This window comes from Microbacterium sp. NPDC089696, from assembly GCF_044749125.1.
Lineage (GTDB): Bacteria > Actinomycetota > Actinomycetes > Actinomycetales > Microbacteriaceae > Microbacterium.
The window spans coordinates 138,214-155,684 of the sequence record NZ_JBIVHF010000004.1 but is presented as its reverse complement, the minus strand read 5'-3'; the positions used below and the strand labels follow the sequence as shown (position 1 = coordinate 155,684).

The window sequence follows — 17,471 nt, the reverse complement described above, 5'->3', positions numbered from 1 at the left end:
CGCTCAGGCCGAGCGCACGGTCGCCGCGCGGGCGAGGTCGCGCAGATCGCCGACCGCCGCGTTGTCCAGCCGAGCGCCGGAGAGCGCGCGGTCCGCGTCCCGGGCATAGCCGCCGATCATCTCCTCGACCGCAGCCAGCGCGCCGGAGTCGGCGATCGTCGCCTGCAGGAACGAGACCTGCTCCGCCGTGAGCTCCGGATCGCCGAGGAGCTCGTCGAACAGCGTGCGTGCCGGGACGTCGAGCGACTGCCGCGTCAGCGCCACGAGCACGGTGCGCTTGCCCTCGCGCAGGTCGTCTCCCGCGGGCTTGCCCGTCACCGCGGCATCCCCGAACACGCCGAGGACGTCGTCGCGGAGCTGGAACGCCATCCCGACCGGATGGCCGAAGCGGCGTAGCGCACGCACCTGCTCCTCGTCGGCACCGGCCAGTGAGGCGCCGAGCACGAGCGGCTGCTCGATGCTGTACCTGGCCGACTTGAGGGAGACGACGCGGAGGGCGCGCTCGACGTGCGAGTCCGTCGCGTTCACGCTCCATGCCGACTCCTCGGCGATGTCGAGGAACTGGCCGACCGTGACGTCGCGACGCATCCGGGCGTACTCCCGGCGGACCGTGCGGGCGTGGGGGAGGGCGGTGACGGCGTCCTCGAGCAGGTCGTCGCTCCAGGCGACGAGCAGATCGCCCAGGAGGATCGCGGACGAACGGCCGAACGCGGCGGCGTCGCCGGCCCAGCCCGCGCCGCGGTGAGAGGCCTCGAGCGCGCGGTGCGCGGCCGGGCGTCCGCGACGCGTGTCGGAGTTGTCGATGAGATCGTCGTGGACGAGCGCTGCGGACTGGAAGATCTCCAGGGCCGCGCAGACGTCCCACAGCGCCTCGGTCTCGATCGCGTCGCGATCACGCTGACGGGCGACGGCGCGCCAGCCCGCGTGGCAGAACCGTGCGCGGAGCCGCTTGCCGCCGTCCAGCGTGTCGGCCGCGGATTCCTGCAGTGCGGCGGCATCCGGTCCGTACTCGATCGACTCGGCGCGCATCCGGTCGAGGAAGAGCAGCAGACGGGCGGCGACGGCGTCGGGGACGAGGCTGGGGGACGGCACGACTCCCAGCATACGTAAAGGGAACTGGGGCCGAACGGCTAGCCCGCAGGCTCGTGGCGCGCGTAGAATGAGGAGACCATACCCGAGGGGGACGAAATGCCACTCTCCGAACAGGAGCAGCGTCTGCTCGATGAGATGGAACGCCATCTCCTGCACAATGACGCCGATGTCGTGAGTGCGCCGTCAGGCGACCGAGCACTCAGCTACCGCAACCTGGTCTACGGAGCGCTCCTGCTCCTCGCCGGCGTGGGCGGACTGATCGTCGGCGTGATCCTCGGAGACGTGTGGGGTGTCGTCGTCGGTGTGATCGGGTTCGCCGCCATGCTCGGCGGCGTCATGCTCGCCGTGACCCCGGTGCGTCGGCCGCTCTCCGCAGCGCCTCGCGAGCGCGGCCCGAAGCAGCAGCCGCAGAGCTCCGCGTCGTTCATGGACCGCATGAACGACAGATGGGACCGCCGCCACGACGGTCGCTGACCCACGATCCTCCACGAAGGCCCGGATGCTCACCGCATCCGGGCCTTCGTCGTGTGACAGGGCCGGTTGACGCCTTTTCCTGGGATTCTCCTCCACCTGTCCTCCACTCTCCTCCACCCGACGCTTTCGCCCGAGACCCGCGTGATCACGCGGGTCTTTTTCGTCTGCTGGAGACGGCGAACGGAAATACTGCCAATTGCCCATATGTTTGTGGAGGAAAGTGGAGTAAAGTGGGGCGCACCTCGAGTTTGGCCGGACGCAGAGGGGGTGATGGCCGATGCTGCTGGGTACGCACTCTCCGAAGCTGGACGACAAAGGGCGGGTCATCCTGCCCGCGAAGTTCCGCGAGGACCTGGGTGGCGGCATCGTCGTCACGCGCGGTCAGGAACGGTGCCTCTACGTCTTCAGCACGGCCGAGTTCGAGGCGATGCACGAGCGGATCCGTCAGGCGCCGCTCGCGAACAAGCAGGCGCGCGACTTCATGCGCCTGTTCCTCTCCGGCGCCAGCGCGGAGATGCCCGACAGCCAGAACCGCATCACCATCCCCGCGCACCTCCGTCAGTACGCGGGGCTGCAGAAGGAGCTCATCGTCACCGGTGTCGGCGCCCACGCCGAGATCTGGGACGCCGAGAGCTGGAACACCTACCTCGCAGCCGGCGAGGAGTCCTACGCCGACCTGGAGCAGGAGGTGATCCCGGGACTGTTCTGACCACGGCCGTGATGCCCCGCCGCTCCCGCCCCGACACACTTCCCCGGTGCCGGGTCGCGAAGCGGAGGGGGATCAGGGCCCTGGTCTCCGACACACAGAGGTCACCCGAGAGAGATCATGAACCTCCGCGACATCCACACCCCCGTCCTGCTCGATCGATGCATCGAGCTGCTGGCCCCGGCCCTCCAGGCCGACGGAGCCGTCCTCGTCGACGCCACGCTCGGCATGGGCGGCCACTCCGAGGCGCTGCTCGAGCGGTTCCCGAACATCCGCCTCGTGGGGCTGGACCGCGACACCGACGCGCTGCGCATCGCGGGGGAGAGGCTCGCGCGGTTCCGCGACCGCATCACCCTCGTGCACACCGTCTACGACGAGATCGGCCTGCACGCGCAGGGCGCCTCCGGGATCCTCTTCGATCTGGGCGTCTCCTCGCTGCAGCTCGACGAGGCCGAACGCGGCTTCGCGTACTCCAAGGACGCCCCGCTCGACATGCGGATGGACCAGACCAAGGGCGTGACCGCCGCCGAGGTGATCGCGACCTACAGCGAGGGGAACCTGCGCCGGATCTTCGAACGCTACGGCGAGGAGAAGCTCGCCGGTCGATACGCGCGCTTCATCATCGAGGCGCGGCAGAAGGAGCCGATCCTCCGCTCCGGACAGCTCGTCGAGATCCTCGTGGCCGCGACCCCCGCGGCCGCGCAGCGCGCCGGGCATCCCGCCAAGCGCGTGTTCCAGGCTCTGCGCATCGAGGTCAACACCGAGCTCAGCGTCCTCGCCGACGCGATCCCCGCCGCAATGGACGCCCTCACGGTCGGCGGTCGCATCGTCGTGATGTCGTATCAGTCGCTCGAGGACCGTCTCGTCAAGCAGGCCTTCGCCGCCGGCGCGGCCTCGACCGCCCCGAAGGGCCTCCCCGTCGAGCTCCCGGAGCACGCTCCGCGCTTCCGCGTCGTCACGCGCGGCGCGGAGTTGGCCGGCGACGACGAGCGCGCCCGCAACCCCCGAGCGATCCCGGTCCGTCTGCGGGCGGCCGAGAAGGTGCGTGAGTCATGAGCCTGTCCGCGATCGCCCGTACGCCCCGCACGGTCGAGACCGAGGCGCCGACCCGTGCACCGCGCCGACGGCTCGAGCCGGTCACCGGCACGCCGGCGCGCCGCAAGCCCAAGCTCGTGTACGCGATCGTCGCCCTGGCCGGCGCCATGGCGATCGGAGCCGCGCAGATCGGGCTCTCGCTCGCGATCACGCAGGACTCGTTCCTGCTCGCCAGCCTCACCTCCCAGCAGCACGACCTCGATCTGCGCACGGACGCGCTGCAGGAGGATCTGACCGGGCTCAGCTCGCCGCAGGCCCTCGCCAGCAGCGCGGCATCGCTCGGCATGGTCGTCGCCGGGTCGCCCTCCTACCTGCGGCTCAGCGACGGCGCGGTGTTCGGACAGGGCACCGGGGCCGGAGGGCAGTCGACGATCGATCCGAACGGCGCGGGGGCCGTGGCGAACGCCCTGCTCCAGGCTCCACCCGCCACGACGGACGAATCCGCCGACGACGCGACGGCCGGGCAGTCTCAGCAGGAACTGCCGCCCGCGATCACCGACGGGCTCCCGAGCCCCACGACCCGATAGCCGACACGAGACCCGCATCACGATCTGACGGAGAGAGTCCATGACGACACGAGCCACCCGGACGCCACGGCGACGCACGGTCGTCGCGCTGGCCGTCATCCTCTCGGTGCTCGCCGCCTTCATCGTGCGCCTCGTGGACATCCAGATCGTGCGCGCCGACGAGCACGTCACCCAGTCGCTCGAGTACATCTCGAAGGGCACGCCGATCTACGGCGATCGGGGATCGATCGTCGATGCGAACGGCAGCGTCCTCGCGGAGAGCGTGACCGTGTACGACTGGAACGTGGACCCCAAGGTCATGAACCTCATCGACACGGACGAGAAGAAGCCGCCGAAGGTCACGTGGGCCGAGGCCGCGCAGCGCATCGCGGAGATCACCGGGCTCGACGCCGAGACGCTGAGGGCCGGCGTCGAGGCGGCGCATGCGGCGAACCCCGCGTCGCAGTGGTACGAGATCATGAAGGGCCTCACCGCCGAGCAGCACATCCAGCTCAAGGAGCTCAAGGCCGAGGGAGTGCCGTACCTGCACTTCGAGGAGCGGGAGACCCGGGTGTACCCGAACGGCGCTGTCGCGGGCAACGTCGTGGGCTTCCTCGACGGCACGGGCACCGCGCAGGCCGGCATCGAGAAGATGGACGACCGGTGCCTCGCCCCGACCAACGGCGAGGAGAGCTACCGCACCGGCAAGGACGGCGTGGTCATCCCCGGCAGCGAGACGAAGACGGCCGCCGTCGACGGCGGCACCGTGCAGCTCACGATCGACGCCGACCTGCAGTGGTACATGCAGCAGATGATCGCCGAGGAGGCCCAGGCGCAGGGTGCGCAGGGAGGCACCGTCACGGTGGTCGAGGTCAAGACCGGCAAGATCCGAGCCGCCGCGGAGTGGCCCACGATGGACCCCAACGACCTCGACGCATCCGGTTCCGACACCTGGGGGAGCAAGCTCTTCACATACCCGTTCGAGCCCGGATCGACGTTCAAGGCGGTCACGGCCGCGGCGATCATGGAGAACGCGGGCGTGACGATGACCAGCCCCACGGTCAACGCCTCCTCGCACGAGAAGTTCGACAACGGGGCGGTCATCAACGACGCCTTCGTGCACCCGGCCTACCAGTACACGCTCGCCGGAGCGCTGATCGACTCCTCGAACGTCGCGCTGTCGAAGTTCGGCACCATGGTCAGCCCTGACGTCCGCTACGACTACCTGCACCGCTTCGGCGTCGGCACGCCCACGGTCGGATTCCCCGACGAGTCCGCCGGCACGCTCCACCCGACGGCCGAGTGGGACAACCAGTCGCTGTACACGACCACGTTCGGCCAGTACTTCACGGTCACCGCCCCGCAGCTCGCGGGCGCCTACCAGGCGATCGCGAACGGCGGGGAGAAGATCGGACTCTCGCTCATCGAGTCGTGCACCGGGACCGACGGCACGGTCGTCACACCGGACGCGCCGACCGCCGAGCAGATCATCCAGCCGCAGACGGCCGCGGACCTCACCAGGATGCTGGAGAACGTCGCCGTGCAGGGCGGGAACGCCGAGCGCATCCAGGTTCCGGGCTACCGCGTGACCAGCAAGACCGGTACCGCGCAGATCCCCGACGGCAACGGCGGCTACAAGCAGGGCGTGTACTACACGAGCATGGTGGGCTTCGCCCCCGTCGACGATCCGCAGTACGTCGTCGTGGTCACTCTCGACCAGCCGACTAGAATCACATCATCCGCGGCGACGGCGTCGGCCTTCCAGAAGGCGATGACCCAGACCATGAAGACCTACCGCGTGATGCCGTCCTCCTCTCCGATGGACGCACTGCTTCCCAAATTCGAATGAGTCGGCGCGTGCCGCGCCTGGAGATGTCATGATCGCCCTGTCGCTTGCTGAGATCGCCGCCGTCCTCGGAGGTGATCTGCGGCTCGCCGGTACCGCCACGCCCGACACCATCGTCGACGGCCTGGTCGACACGGACTCGCGGACCATGGGCCCCGGCACGATCTTCGTCGCCAAGCCCGGCGCCGAGACCGACGGGCACCGTTTCGTCGGCGCCGCTCTCGCGGCCGGCGCCGTGCTCGCGATCGTCGAGCGCCCCGTCGGCGACGACATCACGCAGATCGTCGTGGCCGACGCCGTGCAGGCACTCGCGGACCTCGCCCGTGAGGTCGTCGCGCGCGTGCGTGCGGGCGGGGCTCTGAAGATCGTCGGCATCACCGGCTCGAACGGCAAGACGACCACCAAGAACTTCCTCGCCCGCATCCTCTCCGACGAGGGCGAGACCGTCGCGCCGATCAAGTCCTACAACAACGAGGTGGGCGCCCCGGTGACCATGCTGCGCGTCACGCACGACACGCGCTTCCTCGTGAGCGAGTTCGGCGCCGACGGCCCCGGCAGCATCGCCCGCCTCGCGGGACTCGTCGAGCCCGACGTCGCGGTCGTGCTCATGGTCGGCCTCGCCCACGCGGGCGGGTTCGGCGGCATCGAGGCCACCGCGCGCGCGAAGTCCGAGCTCGTGGCGGCCGCGGCATCCGGCGGCACGGCCGTGCTCAACGTCGACGACCCGCGCGTCGCCGGCATGCGCGAGCTCGCCGACTCCCGGGGGTTGGCCGTCGTCGGGTTCGGCCAGAGCGCCGCGGCGGACGTCCGCGCACACGACCTCGAGGTCTCGGCATCCGGGACGACCTGCGTGATCGAGGCCGCGGGAGAGCGGCGCCCGCTGCGTCTGCGCGTGCTCGGCGCCCACCACGTCAATAACGCCCTCGCGGCGATCGCCGCCGCCGGTGTGCTCGGCGTGTCGACGGCACAGGCGATCGCGCGACTCGAGACCGTCGAGATCGCCGAACGCTGGCGCATGCAGCCCCTCGGCAGCGATCGTGTGCGGATCATCAACGACGCGTACAACGCGAGCCCCGACTCGATGGCGGCCGCGCTGCGCACGCTCGCGCAGATCACCGGCCCCGAGGAGCGCACCGTCGCCGTGCTCGGCGCCATGAGCGAACTGGGGGAGACCGCGGGGGAGGAGCACGACCGCATCGGCCTGCTCGCCGTGCGGCTCAACATCCAGAGGATCGTCGTGGTGGGCGCGGAGGCCCGACGCCTGTACATCTCCGCGATCGGCGAGGGCTCCTGGGACAGCGAGGCCGTCTTCTTCGCCGATCAGGACGCCGCGTTCGAGTACCTGCTCACCGAGCTGCGCGACGGCGATCGCGTGCTCGTCAAGTCATCCAATTCCGTGGGCCTGCGGCATCTCGGCGATCGTCTGGGAGAATCGTTCTCGTGAGGTCACTCATCATGGCGGCGGCCATCTCGCTCGCCTTCACTCTCTTCCTGACTCCCGTCTTCCTCCGACTGTTCCGCAGATGGGGATGGGGTCAGGTCATCCGCACCCCCGAGGCGATCGAGAATCCCAGCCACGAGGCCAAGCGCGGCACGCCCACGATGGGCGGAGTGATCTTCATCCTCGGCACCATGGTGGGCTACTTCACCGGCGTCTACGTCGGCGGGGGGACGCCCGCGCTCTCCGCGCTGCTCGTGATCTGGCTCATGATCGGTTTCGGCGCCGTCGGATTCATCGACGACTACATGAAGGTGCGCAGTCAGCGCAGCCTCGGGCTCTCCGGCTGGCGCAAGATCATCGGACAGCTGCTCGTCATCATCCCGTTCGGGATCGTGGCGCTGAACTTCCCGAACAAGTTCGACCAGACCCCGGCCTCCGGTTCGATCTCGCTGTTCCGCGACATCCCCTGGCTCAACCTGTTCGCGTTCACCGTCGTGCTCGGCTGGGCGCTGTACCTGCTCTGGATCTCCGTGATCGGCGTCGCGACCTCCAACAGCGTGAACCTCACCGACGGCCTCGACGGTCTCGCGGCCGGTGCCGGCGTGATCGTGGTGGGCGCCTACAGCCTCATCGCGTTCTGGCAGTTCAAGCAGTCGTGCGTCGGCGAGGGGGTCGAGAAGGCGGCGATCGGCGGATGCTACGAGGTCCGCGACCCGTTCAGCCTGGCGATCATCGCGGCGTCGTTCGCCGCGAGCCTCATCGGCTTCCTCTGGTGGAACGCGCCCAAGGCGAAGGTGTTCATGGGCGACGTGGGCTCCATGTCGATCGGCGGCGTCATCACGGCGATGGCGATCCTCACCCGCACCGAGCTGCTCCTCCTGGTGATCGCGGGCGTGTTCGTCATGGCCTCGGGATCCGTCATCCTGCAACGCGCCTACTTCAAGATCACGCGCGGCAAGAGGCTCTTCCTCATGAGCCCGTTCCACCATCACCTCGAGATGCGGGGCTGGTCCGAGGTCACGATCGTCGTCCGCATGTGGATCATCGCGGGTCTGCTCGCCGTCTCGGCCGTCGGCCTCTTCTACGTCGAGTGGCTGACCCGTGTCGGCTGAGGCCCGCCTCGCGACCCTGACGAGCTGGAACGCCGACTGGTCGGGCCTGCGCGTCGCGGTGCTCGGTCTGTCGACGACCGGGTTCTCGGTCACCGACACGCTCGCCGAGCTGGGCGCCGACGTGCTCGTGCTCAGCGAGTCCGCCGACGAGGAGTACGCGAAGCTCGTGCCCGTCGTGGGCGCGCGCCTCGAGCTCGGCCCGCTGTCCGCGGTGCCGCAGGCGCTCGTCGACTTCGACGCCGAGGTCGTGATCGCCTCGCCCGGGTTCGCTCCGTCGCACCCCGTCATCCGCTGGGTGCAGGAATCGGGCATCGCACTGTGGGGCGACGTCGAGCTCGCCTGGCGCGTGCGCGACAAGGTCACGCGCCCCGACGGATCGCCGGCCGACTGGGTGCTGATCACCGGCACGAACGGCAAGACGACGACCACCCAGCTCACGGCGACGCTCCTCGTCGAGGGCGGACTGCGCGCCGCGCCGTGCGGGAACATCGGGGTGCCGGTGCTCGACGCCGTGCGCGACCCGGCGGGGTTCGACGTGCTCGTGGTCGAGCTGTCCAGCCACCAGCTCTGGTACCTCGGCCTCTCCGCTCCCGAGGGGCAGCTGTATCCGCACGCGACGGTGTGCCTGAACCTCGCCGACGACCACCTCGTGTGGCACGGCAGCGCGCGGGCCTACCGCGACGCCAAAGCACTCGTCTACCGGAACACGCGCGTCGCCTGCGTGTACAACAAGGCCGACGACGCGACCAGGCTCATGGTCGAGGACGCCGAGGTCGTCGACGGCGCGCGTGCCATCGGCTTCGACCTCGGCGTCCCCGGTCCCAGCGACCTCGGCGTCGTCGAGGGGCTGCTGGTCGACCGGGCGTTCCTCGACGACCGGGCACGCAGCGCTCTCGAGCTCACCACGATCGCCGACCTCGAGGTCGCGGGTCTCGCCGCACCACACATCGTCCAGAACATCCTGGCCGCCAGCGCCCTGGCGCGGTCGCTCGGTACCGAGCCCGAAGCGATCCACGCGGCGCTGCAGGGCTTCCGGCTCGACGCGCACCGCATCCAGGTCGTCGCCCGCCACGCGGGGATCACCTGGGTCGACGACTCCAAGGCCACCAACCCGCATGCCGCCGCCTCGTCGCTCCGGGCGTACCCCGGCGCCGTCTGGGTGGTCGGGGGAGACCTGAAGGGCGTCGACATCGCCCAGCTCGTCGGCACGGCGGGCGCCACCGCGCGCGCAGCCGTGGTGATCGGCGTCGAACGGGCGGAGGTGGTCGCGGCATTCGCGCGACACGCGCCGGCGGTGCCGGTGTTCGAGGTGGATGCTGGTGAGACTGGTCACGTCATGAACCGCGTCGTGGAGATCGCTGCGGGGATCGTCGACGGCGAGGGAACGGTGCTGCTGGCCCCCGCCGCCGCGTCCTTCGATCAGTTCGCCAGCTACGCGGATCGCGGACACCGCTTCGCCGAGGCGGTGCGGGACTGGATAGACCGGGGGAGCGATGACACAGGTCGAACGCCCCTCGCGCTCTGACACCGGTCGCATCGGCGGACTCGCGGCGAGGGTCTCGCTCGGACGACGGTTCACGCCGCTGTCCACCGAGTTCCTCATGATCGCGTCGGCGGCACTCCTCCTCACGATCTTCGGGATCGTCATGGTGCTCTCGGCGACGAGCGCGACGGCGGTGGCCAAGGGCGAGAACCCCATGGACGGCGCGCTGCGTCAGGGCGTGTTCGCGATGCTCGGCATCCCGCTCATGTTCCTGCTCTCGCGCATGCCCATGAAGTTCCTCAAGCGCATGGCCTGGCCCTCGCTGTTCGCCGCGACCGCATTGCAGCTGCTCGTGTTCACACCCCTCGGGATCGAGGACGGCGGAAACCGCAACTGGATCCGGATCGCCGGCTTCACCCTGCAGCCGGCCGAGTTCCTCAAGCTCTCGCTCGCGATCTGGATCGGCTACGTGCTGATGCGCAAGCACACGATGCTGGGCACCTGGCATCACGTGTTCATCCCCGTGGTGCCCGTGGGAGCGCTGGCGATCGGCACCGTGCTCGCGGGCAAGGACCTCGGCACGGCCATGGTGCTCGTGCTCGTGCTCCTCGGGTGCCTGTTCTTCTCGGGCGTCAAGCTGCGTCTGTTCATCCTGCCGGTGATCCTCGGGATCATCTCGGTCATCGCGCTCGCGGTCACGAGTCCTGACCGGATGAGGCGCATCACCGCGACGTGCTCCGACATGTCGGCCTACACGGGCGACTGCTACCAGTCGATCCACGGCATCTGGGGCATGGCCTCCGGCGGCATCTTCGGCGTCGGCCTCGGCAACTCCCAGGAGAAGTACGGGTGGCTGCCCGCCGCGGGCAACGACTTCATCTTCGCGATCGTCGGCGAGGAGCTCGGGCTCATCGGCTGCATCGTCGTGCTCGCCCTGTTCACGATCTTCACTGTCGGCGCGTTCCACGTCATCCGCAAGACCGACGACCCCTTCATCCGGGTCGCCGCCGGCGGGATCACGGTGTGGATCACGGGTCAGGCCGTGCTCAACATCGGCGTCGTGATCGGGGTCTTCCCCGTCATGGGCGTCCCGCTGCCGTTCATGTCGCAGGGCGGCACGGCGCTGCTCGCCGTGCTCATCGCGTGCGGTGTGCTGCTCGCCTTCGCGCGCACGCTCCCGAGCTCCGAGGACAAGGCACCTGCACGGACGCGCGAGGCGTCTCGTGGAGCAGGTCGAGAGGCAGGGCGGGGTAGGGTCGCACGGTGACCACGTACCTTCTCGCCGGCGGAGGCACCGCCGGCCATGTGAACCCCCTGCTCGCCGTCGCCGACGGTCTCCGCGCGCGCGACGCCGCGGCGGACGTGCTCGTGCTGGGGACGGCTGAGGGGCTGGAGTCCCGACTCGTCCCCGCGCGAGGCTACGAGCTCCTCATCGTCGACAAGGTGCCCTTCCCGCGGCGACCGAACGCACAGGCGCTCCGTTTCCCCTCCCGCTTCCGCCGGGCGATCGCCCAGGTCCGGGACCACATCCGCGCGCACGCGGTCGACGTCGTCGTCGGCTTCGGGGGGTACGCCTCCGCGCCCGCCTACGTCGCGGCGCGCCGTGAAGGCGTGCCGTTCGTCGTGCATGAGGCGAACGCCAGACCGGGGCTCGCGAACGTCCTGGGCGCACGAGGGGCCGCGGCGACCGGCGTCGCCTTCGACGGCACGCCGCTGCGCGGCGGAGAGGTCGTGGGGATGCCGCTGCGCCGCGAGGTCATCGAGCTCGACCGGGCGGCCGCACGCGCCGAGGCCGCGGAGCACTTCGGGCTCGACGCCGAGCGTCCGGTGCTGCTCGTGTTCGGCGGATCGCTCGGCGCGCAGCGTCTCAACGAGGCGCTGGCCGACTCCTGGGGCGACGTGCTCGCCGCGGGATGGCAGCTCCTGCATGTGACCGGGGAGCGCAGCGAGCTCGCCGACCCCGAGGTGCCCGGGTACGCGCTGCGGCGCTACGTCGACCGCATGGACCTCGCGTTCGCCCTCGCCGATCTCGTCGTGTCGCGTTCGGGCGCGGCCACGGTGAGCGAGATCAGCGCGCTGGGGATCCCGGCGCTCTACGTGCCCTACTCGGTCGGCAACGGCGAGCAGCGCCTCAACGCGGCGTCGGCCGTCGCCGCCGGAGCCGCCCGTCTCCTCGACGACGCCACGTTCGACGGCGACGCCGTGCGACGTCTCGTGATCCCCGTGCTGAACGATCCGGCGCGGCTGACCGCGATGGCCGAGGCAGCAGGGCGCGTCGGCACGCGCAGCGGGACCGAGAACGTCATCGCGCTGGTGGACCGGGCTCTCGGCGCCTCCTGAGAGGGCCGGACATGCGCCGACGTCCGCCCCGAGAACGTCCGACCGAAAAGTAGACTGAACACGACATGATCAGACCTGACCTCTCCCTTCCGATCCCCGAGTCGATCTCCTCCGCGCACTTCATCGGCATCGGCGGATCCGGCATGAGCGGCCTCGCCCGCATGTTCCTCGACGCCGGCATCCGCGTCTCCGGCAGCGATCGCGCCGACAGCGACAACCTCCGGGCTCTCGCAGCCGCCGGAGCCACGGTGCACGTCGGCCACGACGCCGCGCATCTCGGTGACGCCGACACGGTCGTGCACACCGGCGCGATCTGGCCGGAGAACCCGGAGTTCGTCACGGCGAAGGAGCGCGGGCTGCACGTGATCCACCGCTCGCAGGCGCTGCACTGGCTCATCGGTTCCCGGCGACTGGTCTCGGTGGCCGGTGCGCACGGCAAGACCACGTCGACCGGGATGATCGTCACCGCGCTGCAGTCGCTGGGTGCCGACCCGAACTTCGTGAACGGCGGCGTGATCGAGCAGCTCGGCATCTCCAGCGCCACCGGGAGCGGCGACCTCTTCGTGATCGAAGCCGACGAGTCCGACGGCACGTTCCTGCTCTATGACACCGCGGTCGCGCTCATCACGAACGTCGACCCCGACCACCTCGACCACTTCGGATCCGAGGAGGCTTTCCACGACGCGTTCGTGCGCTTCGCCGACTCCGCCACCGAGTCGGTCGTGATCTCGAGCGACGACGCGGGCGCCCTGCGCGTCGGAGCGGGTCTCTCGCACCCGAGGGTGATCACGTTCGGCCAGGCCGAAGGCGCCGACGTCCGTCTCACCGACATCGTCGCGTCGGGCCCGGTCTCCGCGACCATCGCGCACGCCGGCGAGAGCGTCCGTCTGCAGCTCGCCGTTCCCGGCGTGCACAACGCCGTCAACGCGGCCGGCGCCGTCGCCGTGCTCCTGTCCCTGGGCTACGGATTGGCCGAGGCGGCCTCGGCGGTCGAGGGCTTCGGGGGCACCGTCCGCCGGCTGGAGCAACACGGCGTCGAACGCGGCGTCACGGTCTACGACGACTACTCCCACCACCCGACCGAGGTGCGCGCGGCGCTCGAGGCCATGCGCTCGATCGCCGGCTCCGGGCGGATCATCGCGATCCAGCAGCCGCACACGTACTCGCGCACCCAGCACATGTACCGCGAGTTCGCCGAGGTGCTCGAGACCTTCGCCGACCACACCGTCATGCTCGACGTCTACGGCGCGCGCGAGGACCCGGTGCCCGGTGTCACGGGCGAGCTCGTGAGCGGCGCCTTCCAGGATCCCTCGCACGTGCACTTCGTGGCGGACTGGCAGCAGGCCGCAGATTACACGGCGTCCGTCGCGCGCGACGGCGACTTCGTCGTGACGCTCGGCTGCGGCAACGTCTACCAGATCATCCCGCAGGTGCTCGAGTCGCTGCGGACCACCGGGGCGTAGCGGATGCGCAGGCCGCCCCCGCTCCCGACGTCGCCCGGCGGCGCCACGGAGGATGCGACGGCGCGTCGCCCGCGGAGCACATCGCGTCCGCGGGCGGTGGACTCCGCCGACGCGGGGATCGTCCCGGCGCACGGGGAGGGAATCGACGACGTCGATGTCGCGGAGGACCAGCCGCATCCGACGTCGGCCCGGGACGTCTGGCGTGCCGCGCGCGCGCGACGCAAGGCGCTGCGCGCGGAGATCCGCCGTTTCACACAGCGGTCCCGGCGTCGTCGCATCGTCTGGCTCAGCGCCATCGGCGCCGCGGTGGTGCTGATCGGGGGCAGCGTGGCGGCCGCCTACAGCCCGCTCTTCGCGGTGGAGCGCATCACGGTGGTCGGCGCCACGACGCTCGACGCCGCCGCCGTGGAGGCGGCGCTGTCGGAGCAGGTCGGCACGCCGTTGGCGCTCGTGGACTCGAGCGAGGTCAAGGCCGCGCTGCTCGCCTTCCCGCTCATCGAGACCTACGCGCTCGAGGCGAAGCCGCCGCACGACCTCACGGTGCGGATCGTCGAGCGCACCCCGGTCGGCGTGATCCGCTCGGACGCCGGCTACACGCTCGTCGACGCCGCAGGCGTGGCGCTCTCCACGACGTCGGACCAGCCGGCCGGGCAGCCTCTGCTCGACATCCCGTCGGGCACGGGATCGGCGGCGTTCGAGAGCGCGGGGCTGGTCGTGCGGTCGGTGCCCGCGGACGTCCGTGCCGCGCTGACCACCGTGAGCGCGACCACGCCGGATGACGTGACCCTGACGCTCAGCTCCGGACTCACGATCGTGTGGGGGAGCTCGGACCAGTCGCCGGCGAAGAGCGAGGTGCTGACGAAGACGCTCGTCGCGGTGCCCGGCGCCTCGACGATCGATGTCACATCGCCGGACACGGTCGTCATCGGCTGACCCCGGCCGGGCGCCTCAGAGCGAGGTTCCGACGGCAAACGGGCGACACGCCCGTGTCGCTGCGTGCGGGCGTGCGTGCGGCGCTTACCTTCGAACAAGAGAAACCGATACCGGGAAATACTTTACACCTCTACTTGAGGTTTAAGGTTTAACCCGGCCGGTGGACACCACCAGACAGGCTCGAATCTTTCGGAGGCCGGCCATGAGCCAGAACCAGAACTACCTCGCCGTGATCAAGGTCGTCGGCGTCGGCGGTGGCGGCGTCAACGCCGTGAACCGCATGATCGAGCTCGGCCTCCGCGGAGTCGAGTTCATCGCCGTCAACACCGACGCGCAGGCGCTCCTCATGAGCGATGCCGACGTCAAGCTCGACGTGGGCCGCGAGCTCACCCGCGGGCTCGGCGCCGGTGCCGACCCCGAGGTCGGACGCCGCGCCGCGGAGGATCACGCCGAGGAGATCGAGCAGGCGCTGACCGGCGCCGACATGGTCTTCGTCACGGCCGGAGAGGGCGGCGGCACCGGTACGGGCGGCGCCCCCGTCGTCGCGCGCATCGCGAAGTCGATCGGCGCCCTGACCATCGGCGTCGTCACGAAGCCGTTCTCCTTCGAGGGGCGACGCCGCCAGAGCCAGGCCGAGGCCGGCGTCTCGAAGCTCAAGGAAGAGGTCGACACCCTCATCGTCGTCCCGAACGACCGCCTGCTCGAGATCAGCGACCGCGGCATCTCGATGATCGAGGCGTTCGCCACGGCCGACCAGGTGCTCCTCGCCGGTGTGCAGGGCATCACCGACCTCATCACCACGCCGGGTCTCATCAACCTCGACTTCGCCGACGTCAAGTCGGTCATGCAGGGAGCGGGCTCCGCACTCATGGGCATCGGATCGGCGCGCGGCGCCGACCGGGCGATCAAGGCCGCGGAGCTCGCGGTCGAGTCCCCGCTGCTCGAGGCGTCGATCGAAGGCGCGCACGGTGTGCTCCTCTCGATCCAGGGTGGGTCGAACCTCGGCATCTTCGAGATCCACGACGCCGCCGACCTCGTCAAGGAGGCCGCTCACCCGGAGGCGAACATCATCTTCGGAACGGTCATCGACGACACGCTCGGCGACGAGGTGCGCGTCACCGTCATCGCCGCAGGTTTCGACGGCGGAGAGCCCTCGCTGCGCCTCGACCCGATGGTCGTCACCCGTCCGGCCGCCGCGAGCACTCTGCCCGAGGTGACGCTCTCGAGCGACGAGGAGACCGCGCCCGCGGCATCCGAGTCCACCGAGAAGCCCGAGCAGACGCCGCAGCGCGTGACCGCCACGAGCCTCGAGCCGGCCTTCGCCGACGACGACATCGACATCCCCGAATTCCTCAAGTGACCGAGCTGGCCGCGCGGCTGTCGGCGATCGACGATCGCATCGCCGACGCCGCGCGACTCGTCGGGCGCGATCCGGGTGAGATCACCCGCATCGTGGTGACCAAGTTCCACCCCGCCTCGCTCGTGCGCGAACTCGCGGCGCTCGGCGTGCGCGACGTGGGGGAGAACCGCCAGCAGGAGCTGTCGGGCAAGACGGCGGAGCTCGGCGACCTCGACGTGCGCTGGCATTTCATCGGCCAGGCGCAGACGAACAAGGCATCCGCGATCCGACGCAGCGCGGACGCCGTGCACTCGGTCGACCGCGACCGGCTCGCCGACGCACTGCATCGGGCCGCGGACGGGGACGACGTCCTCGACGTCACCGTGCAGGTCAACCTGACCGACGACCCCGGCCGTGGCGGTGTCGCCCCGGCGGACGTCCGGTCGCTCGCCGAGCACGTACTGACCCTCCCGACGCTGCGTCTGCGCGGCGTCATGGCCGTCGCCCCGCTCGACGAGGAACCGGCTGCCGCGTTCGCGCGCCTGCGCGACATCTCCGATCAGGTGCGCGAGGTCGAGCCGACCGCCGACTGGATCTCCGCGGGGATGACCGGAGACTTCGTCGAGGCGATCGCCGCGGGTGCGACACACCTTCGCATCGGCTCCGCAATCACGGGACCCCGCCCCGACCGGGGTTAACCTCTAACCAGACCAGCCCGACACGTTCGAACCGGAGGACACGATGGGTAACCCGCTGAAGAAGACCATGGTGTATCTCGGCCTCGCCGACGAGGAAGAGGTCTACGAGGAGGAGCAGGCTCCGGCCCGTGCCCACCGCGAGCGTGACCGCGACCGAGACCGTGAAGAGCCGGCGCCCGCGCCGATCACCCCGCTGCGTCGTCCCGTAGCCGTGCGTCAGCCCGCAGGAGGGGCCGTGAACGAGATCCTCACCGTGCACCCCAAGCAGTACCGCGATGCTCAGCTCATCGCCGAGAGCTTCCGCGAGGGCGTGCCGGTCATCATCAACCTCTCGCAGATGAGCGACGCCGACGCGCGCCGTCTGATCGACTTCGCCTCCGGACTCTCGCTGGGCCTGTACGGTCGCATCGAACGGGTGACCTCGAAGGTGTTCCTGCTCTCGCCGGAGAACATCGCCGTCTCGGGCCACGGTGGCATCGCGCACGCAGACGCCGAGTCTGCGGGCTTCGACCAGTCGTAACCCGTGGGGCTCGTCTCCGTCATCGCGAGCATCGTCCACACGGCGCTGCTGCTGTATCTGCTCGTCCTCTTCGCACGGCTGATCCTCGACTACATCCCGCTGTTCAACCGCGAGTGGCGCCCCAAGGGCGCCGGCCTCGTCGCCGCGGAGGTCGTCTACACGATCACCGACCCGCCGGTCCGGTTCTTCCGGCGACTCATCCCGCCGCTGCGCATCGGATCGCTGTCTCTCGACTTCGGCTTCTCGCTCACGATCCTGATCGTCCTGATCCTCATGAACATCGTGGGGATCTTCCGCTGACACGCCGGGAGTTCCCGGCCGCGGGGTGTCGCGGCATCGCGGCGGCCAGCCTCGGGGACTATGCTTGGCTCCCAGGTGCGCGCCCCGGGTTCGCGCCACATCACGACCACGCCATTCTCGAAA

At 70.1% G+C, this 17,471-nt stretch carries 17 protein-coding genes; 16 read left to right on the top strand and 1 reads right to left on the bottom strand.

All coding sequences use genetic code 11. The features are described from left to right. Window positions 1-3: 3 nt before the first annotated feature. A complete protein-coding gene (locus ACIPY8_RS18325) occupies window positions 4-1,092 on the bottom strand; it encodes a polyprenyl synthetase family protein (protein WP_400821301.1) in 1,089 nt (362 codons plus the stop codon). A 96-nt stretch (window positions 1,093-1,188) separates the two neighbouring features. Here ACIPY8_RS18325 and ACIPY8_RS18320 point away from each other — a divergent pair, with 96 nt between their 5' ends. The 16 genes from ACIPY8_RS18320 to ACIPY8_RS18245 all read left to right on the top strand — a co-directional run bounded on the left by ACIPY8_RS18320 (window position 1,189) and on the right by ACIPY8_RS18245 (window position 17,348). Further along, window positions 1,189-1,566, top strand: coding sequence for a DUF3040 domain-containing protein (locus tag ACIPY8_RS18320; RefSeq protein WP_400821299.1), 378 nt, complete (start codon window positions 1,189-1,191; stop codon window positions 1,564-1,566). A gap of 277 nt (window positions 1,567-1,843) precedes the next feature. Beyond that, window positions 1,844-2,275: a division/cell wall cluster transcriptional repressor MraZ gene (mraZ, locus tag ACIPY8_RS18315; protein WP_050723728.1), complete on the top strand. Its 432-nt coding sequence runs from the start codon at window positions 1,844-1,846 to the stop codon at window positions 2,273-2,275. A 117-nt stretch (window positions 2,276-2,392) separates the two neighbouring features. Further along, window positions 2,393-3,328, top strand: a complete 936-nt coding sequence (gene rsmH / locus ACIPY8_RS18310) for a 16S rRNA (cytosine(1402)-N(4))-methyltransferase RsmH (RefSeq protein WP_400821296.1) — start codon at window positions 2,393-2,395, stop codon at window positions 3,326-3,328. Next, on the top strand, window positions 3,325-3,894 hold the full coding sequence (locus ACIPY8_RS18305) for a hypothetical protein (protein ID WP_400821294.1): 570 nt from the start codon (window positions 3,325-3,327) through the stop codon (window positions 3,892-3,894). Before rsmH ends, ACIPY8_RS18305 begins: the two co-directional genes overlap by 4 nt. Before the next feature lie 40 nt (window positions 3,895-3,934). Next, window positions 3,935-5,722, top strand: a complete 1,788-nt coding sequence (locus tag ACIPY8_RS18300) for a peptidoglycan D,D-transpeptidase FtsI family protein (protein WP_400821292.1) — start codon at window positions 3,935-3,937, stop codon at window positions 5,720-5,722. Between the two features lie 28 nt (window positions 5,723-5,750). After that, window positions 5,751-7,163, top strand: a complete 1,413-nt coding sequence (gene murF / locus ACIPY8_RS18295; RefSeq protein ID WP_400821290.1) for a UDP-N-acetylmuramoyl-tripeptide--D-alanyl-D-alanine ligase — start codon at window positions 5,751-5,753, stop codon at window positions 7,161-7,163. Then, the gene (gene mraY / locus ACIPY8_RS18290; RefSeq protein WP_400821288.1) at window positions 7,160-8,272 is read left to right on the top strand and encodes a phospho-N-acetylmuramoyl-pentapeptide-transferase; all 1,113 of its coding nucleotides are present in this window, start codon (window positions 7,160-7,162) and stop codon (window positions 8,270-8,272) included. Before murF ends, mraY begins: the two co-directional genes overlap by 4 nt. Beyond that, entirely contained in the window at window positions 8,262-9,797 is a 1,536-nt protein-coding gene (murD, locus tag ACIPY8_RS18285) for a UDP-N-acetylmuramoyl-L-alanine--D-glutamate ligase (protein ID WP_400821286.1), read from the top strand. The genes mraY and murD overlap by 11 nt, the downstream gene beginning before the upstream one ends. Then, window positions 9,766-11,022 carry a putative lipid II flippase FtsW gene (gene ftsW, locus ACIPY8_RS18280; RefSeq protein ID WP_400821284.1) on the top strand — a complete coding sequence of 419 codons (1,257 nt, stop codon included), beginning with the start codon at window positions 9,766-9,768 and terminating at the stop codon, window positions 11,020-11,022. The genes murD and ftsW overlap by 32 nt, the downstream gene beginning before the upstream one ends. Next, window positions 11,019-12,095: a UDP-N-acetylglucosamine--N-acetylmuramyl-(pentapeptide) pyrophosphoryl-undecaprenol N-acetylglucosamine transferase gene (locus ACIPY8_RS18275; RefSeq protein ID WP_400821282.1), complete on the top strand. Its 1,077-nt coding sequence runs from the start codon at window positions 11,019-11,021 to the stop codon at window positions 12,093-12,095. Before ftsW ends, ACIPY8_RS18275 begins: the two co-directional genes overlap by 4 nt. 65 nt (window positions 12,096-12,160) lie before the next feature. Beyond that, window positions 12,161-13,558, top strand: a complete 1,398-nt coding sequence (murC, locus tag ACIPY8_RS18270; RefSeq protein ID WP_400821280.1) for a UDP-N-acetylmuramate--L-alanine ligase — start codon at window positions 12,161-12,163, stop codon at window positions 13,556-13,558. A 3-nt stretch (window positions 13,559-13,561) separates the two neighbouring features. Then, window positions 13,562-14,491 carry an FtsQ-type POTRA domain-containing protein gene (locus ACIPY8_RS18265; protein ID WP_400821278.1) on the top strand — a complete coding sequence of 310 codons (930 nt, stop codon included), beginning with the start codon at window positions 13,562-13,564 and terminating at the stop codon, window positions 14,489-14,491. A gap of 202 nt (window positions 14,492-14,693) precedes the next feature. Then, window positions 14,694-15,851 carry a cell division protein FtsZ gene (gene ftsZ, locus ACIPY8_RS18260; protein ID WP_400821276.1) on the top strand — a complete coding sequence of 386 codons (1,158 nt, stop codon included), beginning with the start codon at window positions 14,694-14,696 and terminating at the stop codon, window positions 15,849-15,851. Further along, window positions 15,848-16,528 (top strand): YggS family pyridoxal phosphate-dependent enzyme, encoded by a 681-nt coding sequence (locus tag ACIPY8_RS18255; RefSeq protein ID WP_400821274.1) that lies wholly within the window; start codon window positions 15,848-15,850, stop codon window positions 16,526-16,528. The genes ftsZ and ACIPY8_RS18255 overlap by 4 nt, the downstream gene beginning before the upstream one ends. A gap of 43 nt (window positions 16,529-16,571) precedes the next feature. Continuing rightward, window positions 16,572-17,048 carry a cell division protein SepF gene (locus tag ACIPY8_RS18250; protein ID WP_400821270.1) on the top strand — a complete coding sequence of 159 codons (477 nt, stop codon included), beginning with the start codon at window positions 16,572-16,574 and terminating at the stop codon, window positions 17,046-17,048. Window positions 17,049-17,051: 3 nt separating this feature from the next. Further along, complete coding sequence (locus ACIPY8_RS18245; RefSeq protein ID WP_400821266.1) at window positions 17,052-17,348, top strand: YggT family protein; 297 nt, start codon at window positions 17,052-17,054, stop codon at window positions 17,346-17,348. Window positions 17,349-17,471: the final 123 nt, after the last annotated feature.

What these genes read in the sequence shown, in the direction of transcription:
- mraZ (WP_050723728.1), top strand. Translation starts at nt 1,844, where the DNA reads ATGCTGCTGGGTACGCACTCTCCGAAGCTGGACGACAAAGGGCGGGTC.
- ACIPY8_RS18250 (WP_400821270.1), top strand. Translation starts at nt 16,572, where the DNA reads ATGGGTAACCCGCTGAAGAAGACCATGGTGTATCTCGGCCTCGCCGAC.
- ACIPY8_RS18320 (WP_400821299.1), top strand. Translation starts at nt 1,189, where the DNA reads ATGCCACTCTCCGAACAGGAGCAGCGTCTGCTCGATGAGATGGAACGC.
- ftsW (WP_400821284.1), top strand. Translation starts at nt 9,766, where the DNA reads ATGACACAGGTCGAACGCCCCTCGCGCTCTGACACCGGTCGCATCGGC.
- rsmH (WP_400821296.1), top strand. Translation starts at nt 2,393, where the DNA reads ATGAACCTCCGCGACATCCACACCCCCGTCCTGCTCGATCGATGCATC.
- ACIPY8_RS18300 (WP_400821292.1), top strand. Translation starts at nt 3,935, where the DNA reads ATGACGACACGAGCCACCCGGACGCCACGGCGACGCACGGTCGTCGCG.
- ACIPY8_RS18265 (WP_400821278.1), top strand. Translation starts at nt 13,562, where the DNA reads ATGCGCAGGCCGCCCCCGCTCCCGACGTCGCCCGGCGGCGCCACGGAG.
- murC (WP_400821280.1), top strand. Translation starts at nt 12,161, where the DNA reads ATGATCAGACCTGACCTCTCCCTTCCGATCCCCGAGTCGATCTCCTCC.
- ftsZ (WP_400821276.1), top strand. Translation starts at nt 14,694, where the DNA reads ATGAGCCAGAACCAGAACTACCTCGCCGTGATCAAGGTCGTCGGCGTC.
- ACIPY8_RS18305 (WP_400821294.1), top strand. Translation starts at nt 3,325, where the DNA reads ATGAGCCTGTCCGCGATCGCCCGTACGCCCCGCACGGTCGAGACCGAG.
- murF (WP_400821290.1), top strand. Translation starts at nt 5,751, where the DNA reads ATGATCGCCCTGTCGCTTGCTGAGATCGCCGCCGTCCTCGGAGGTGAT.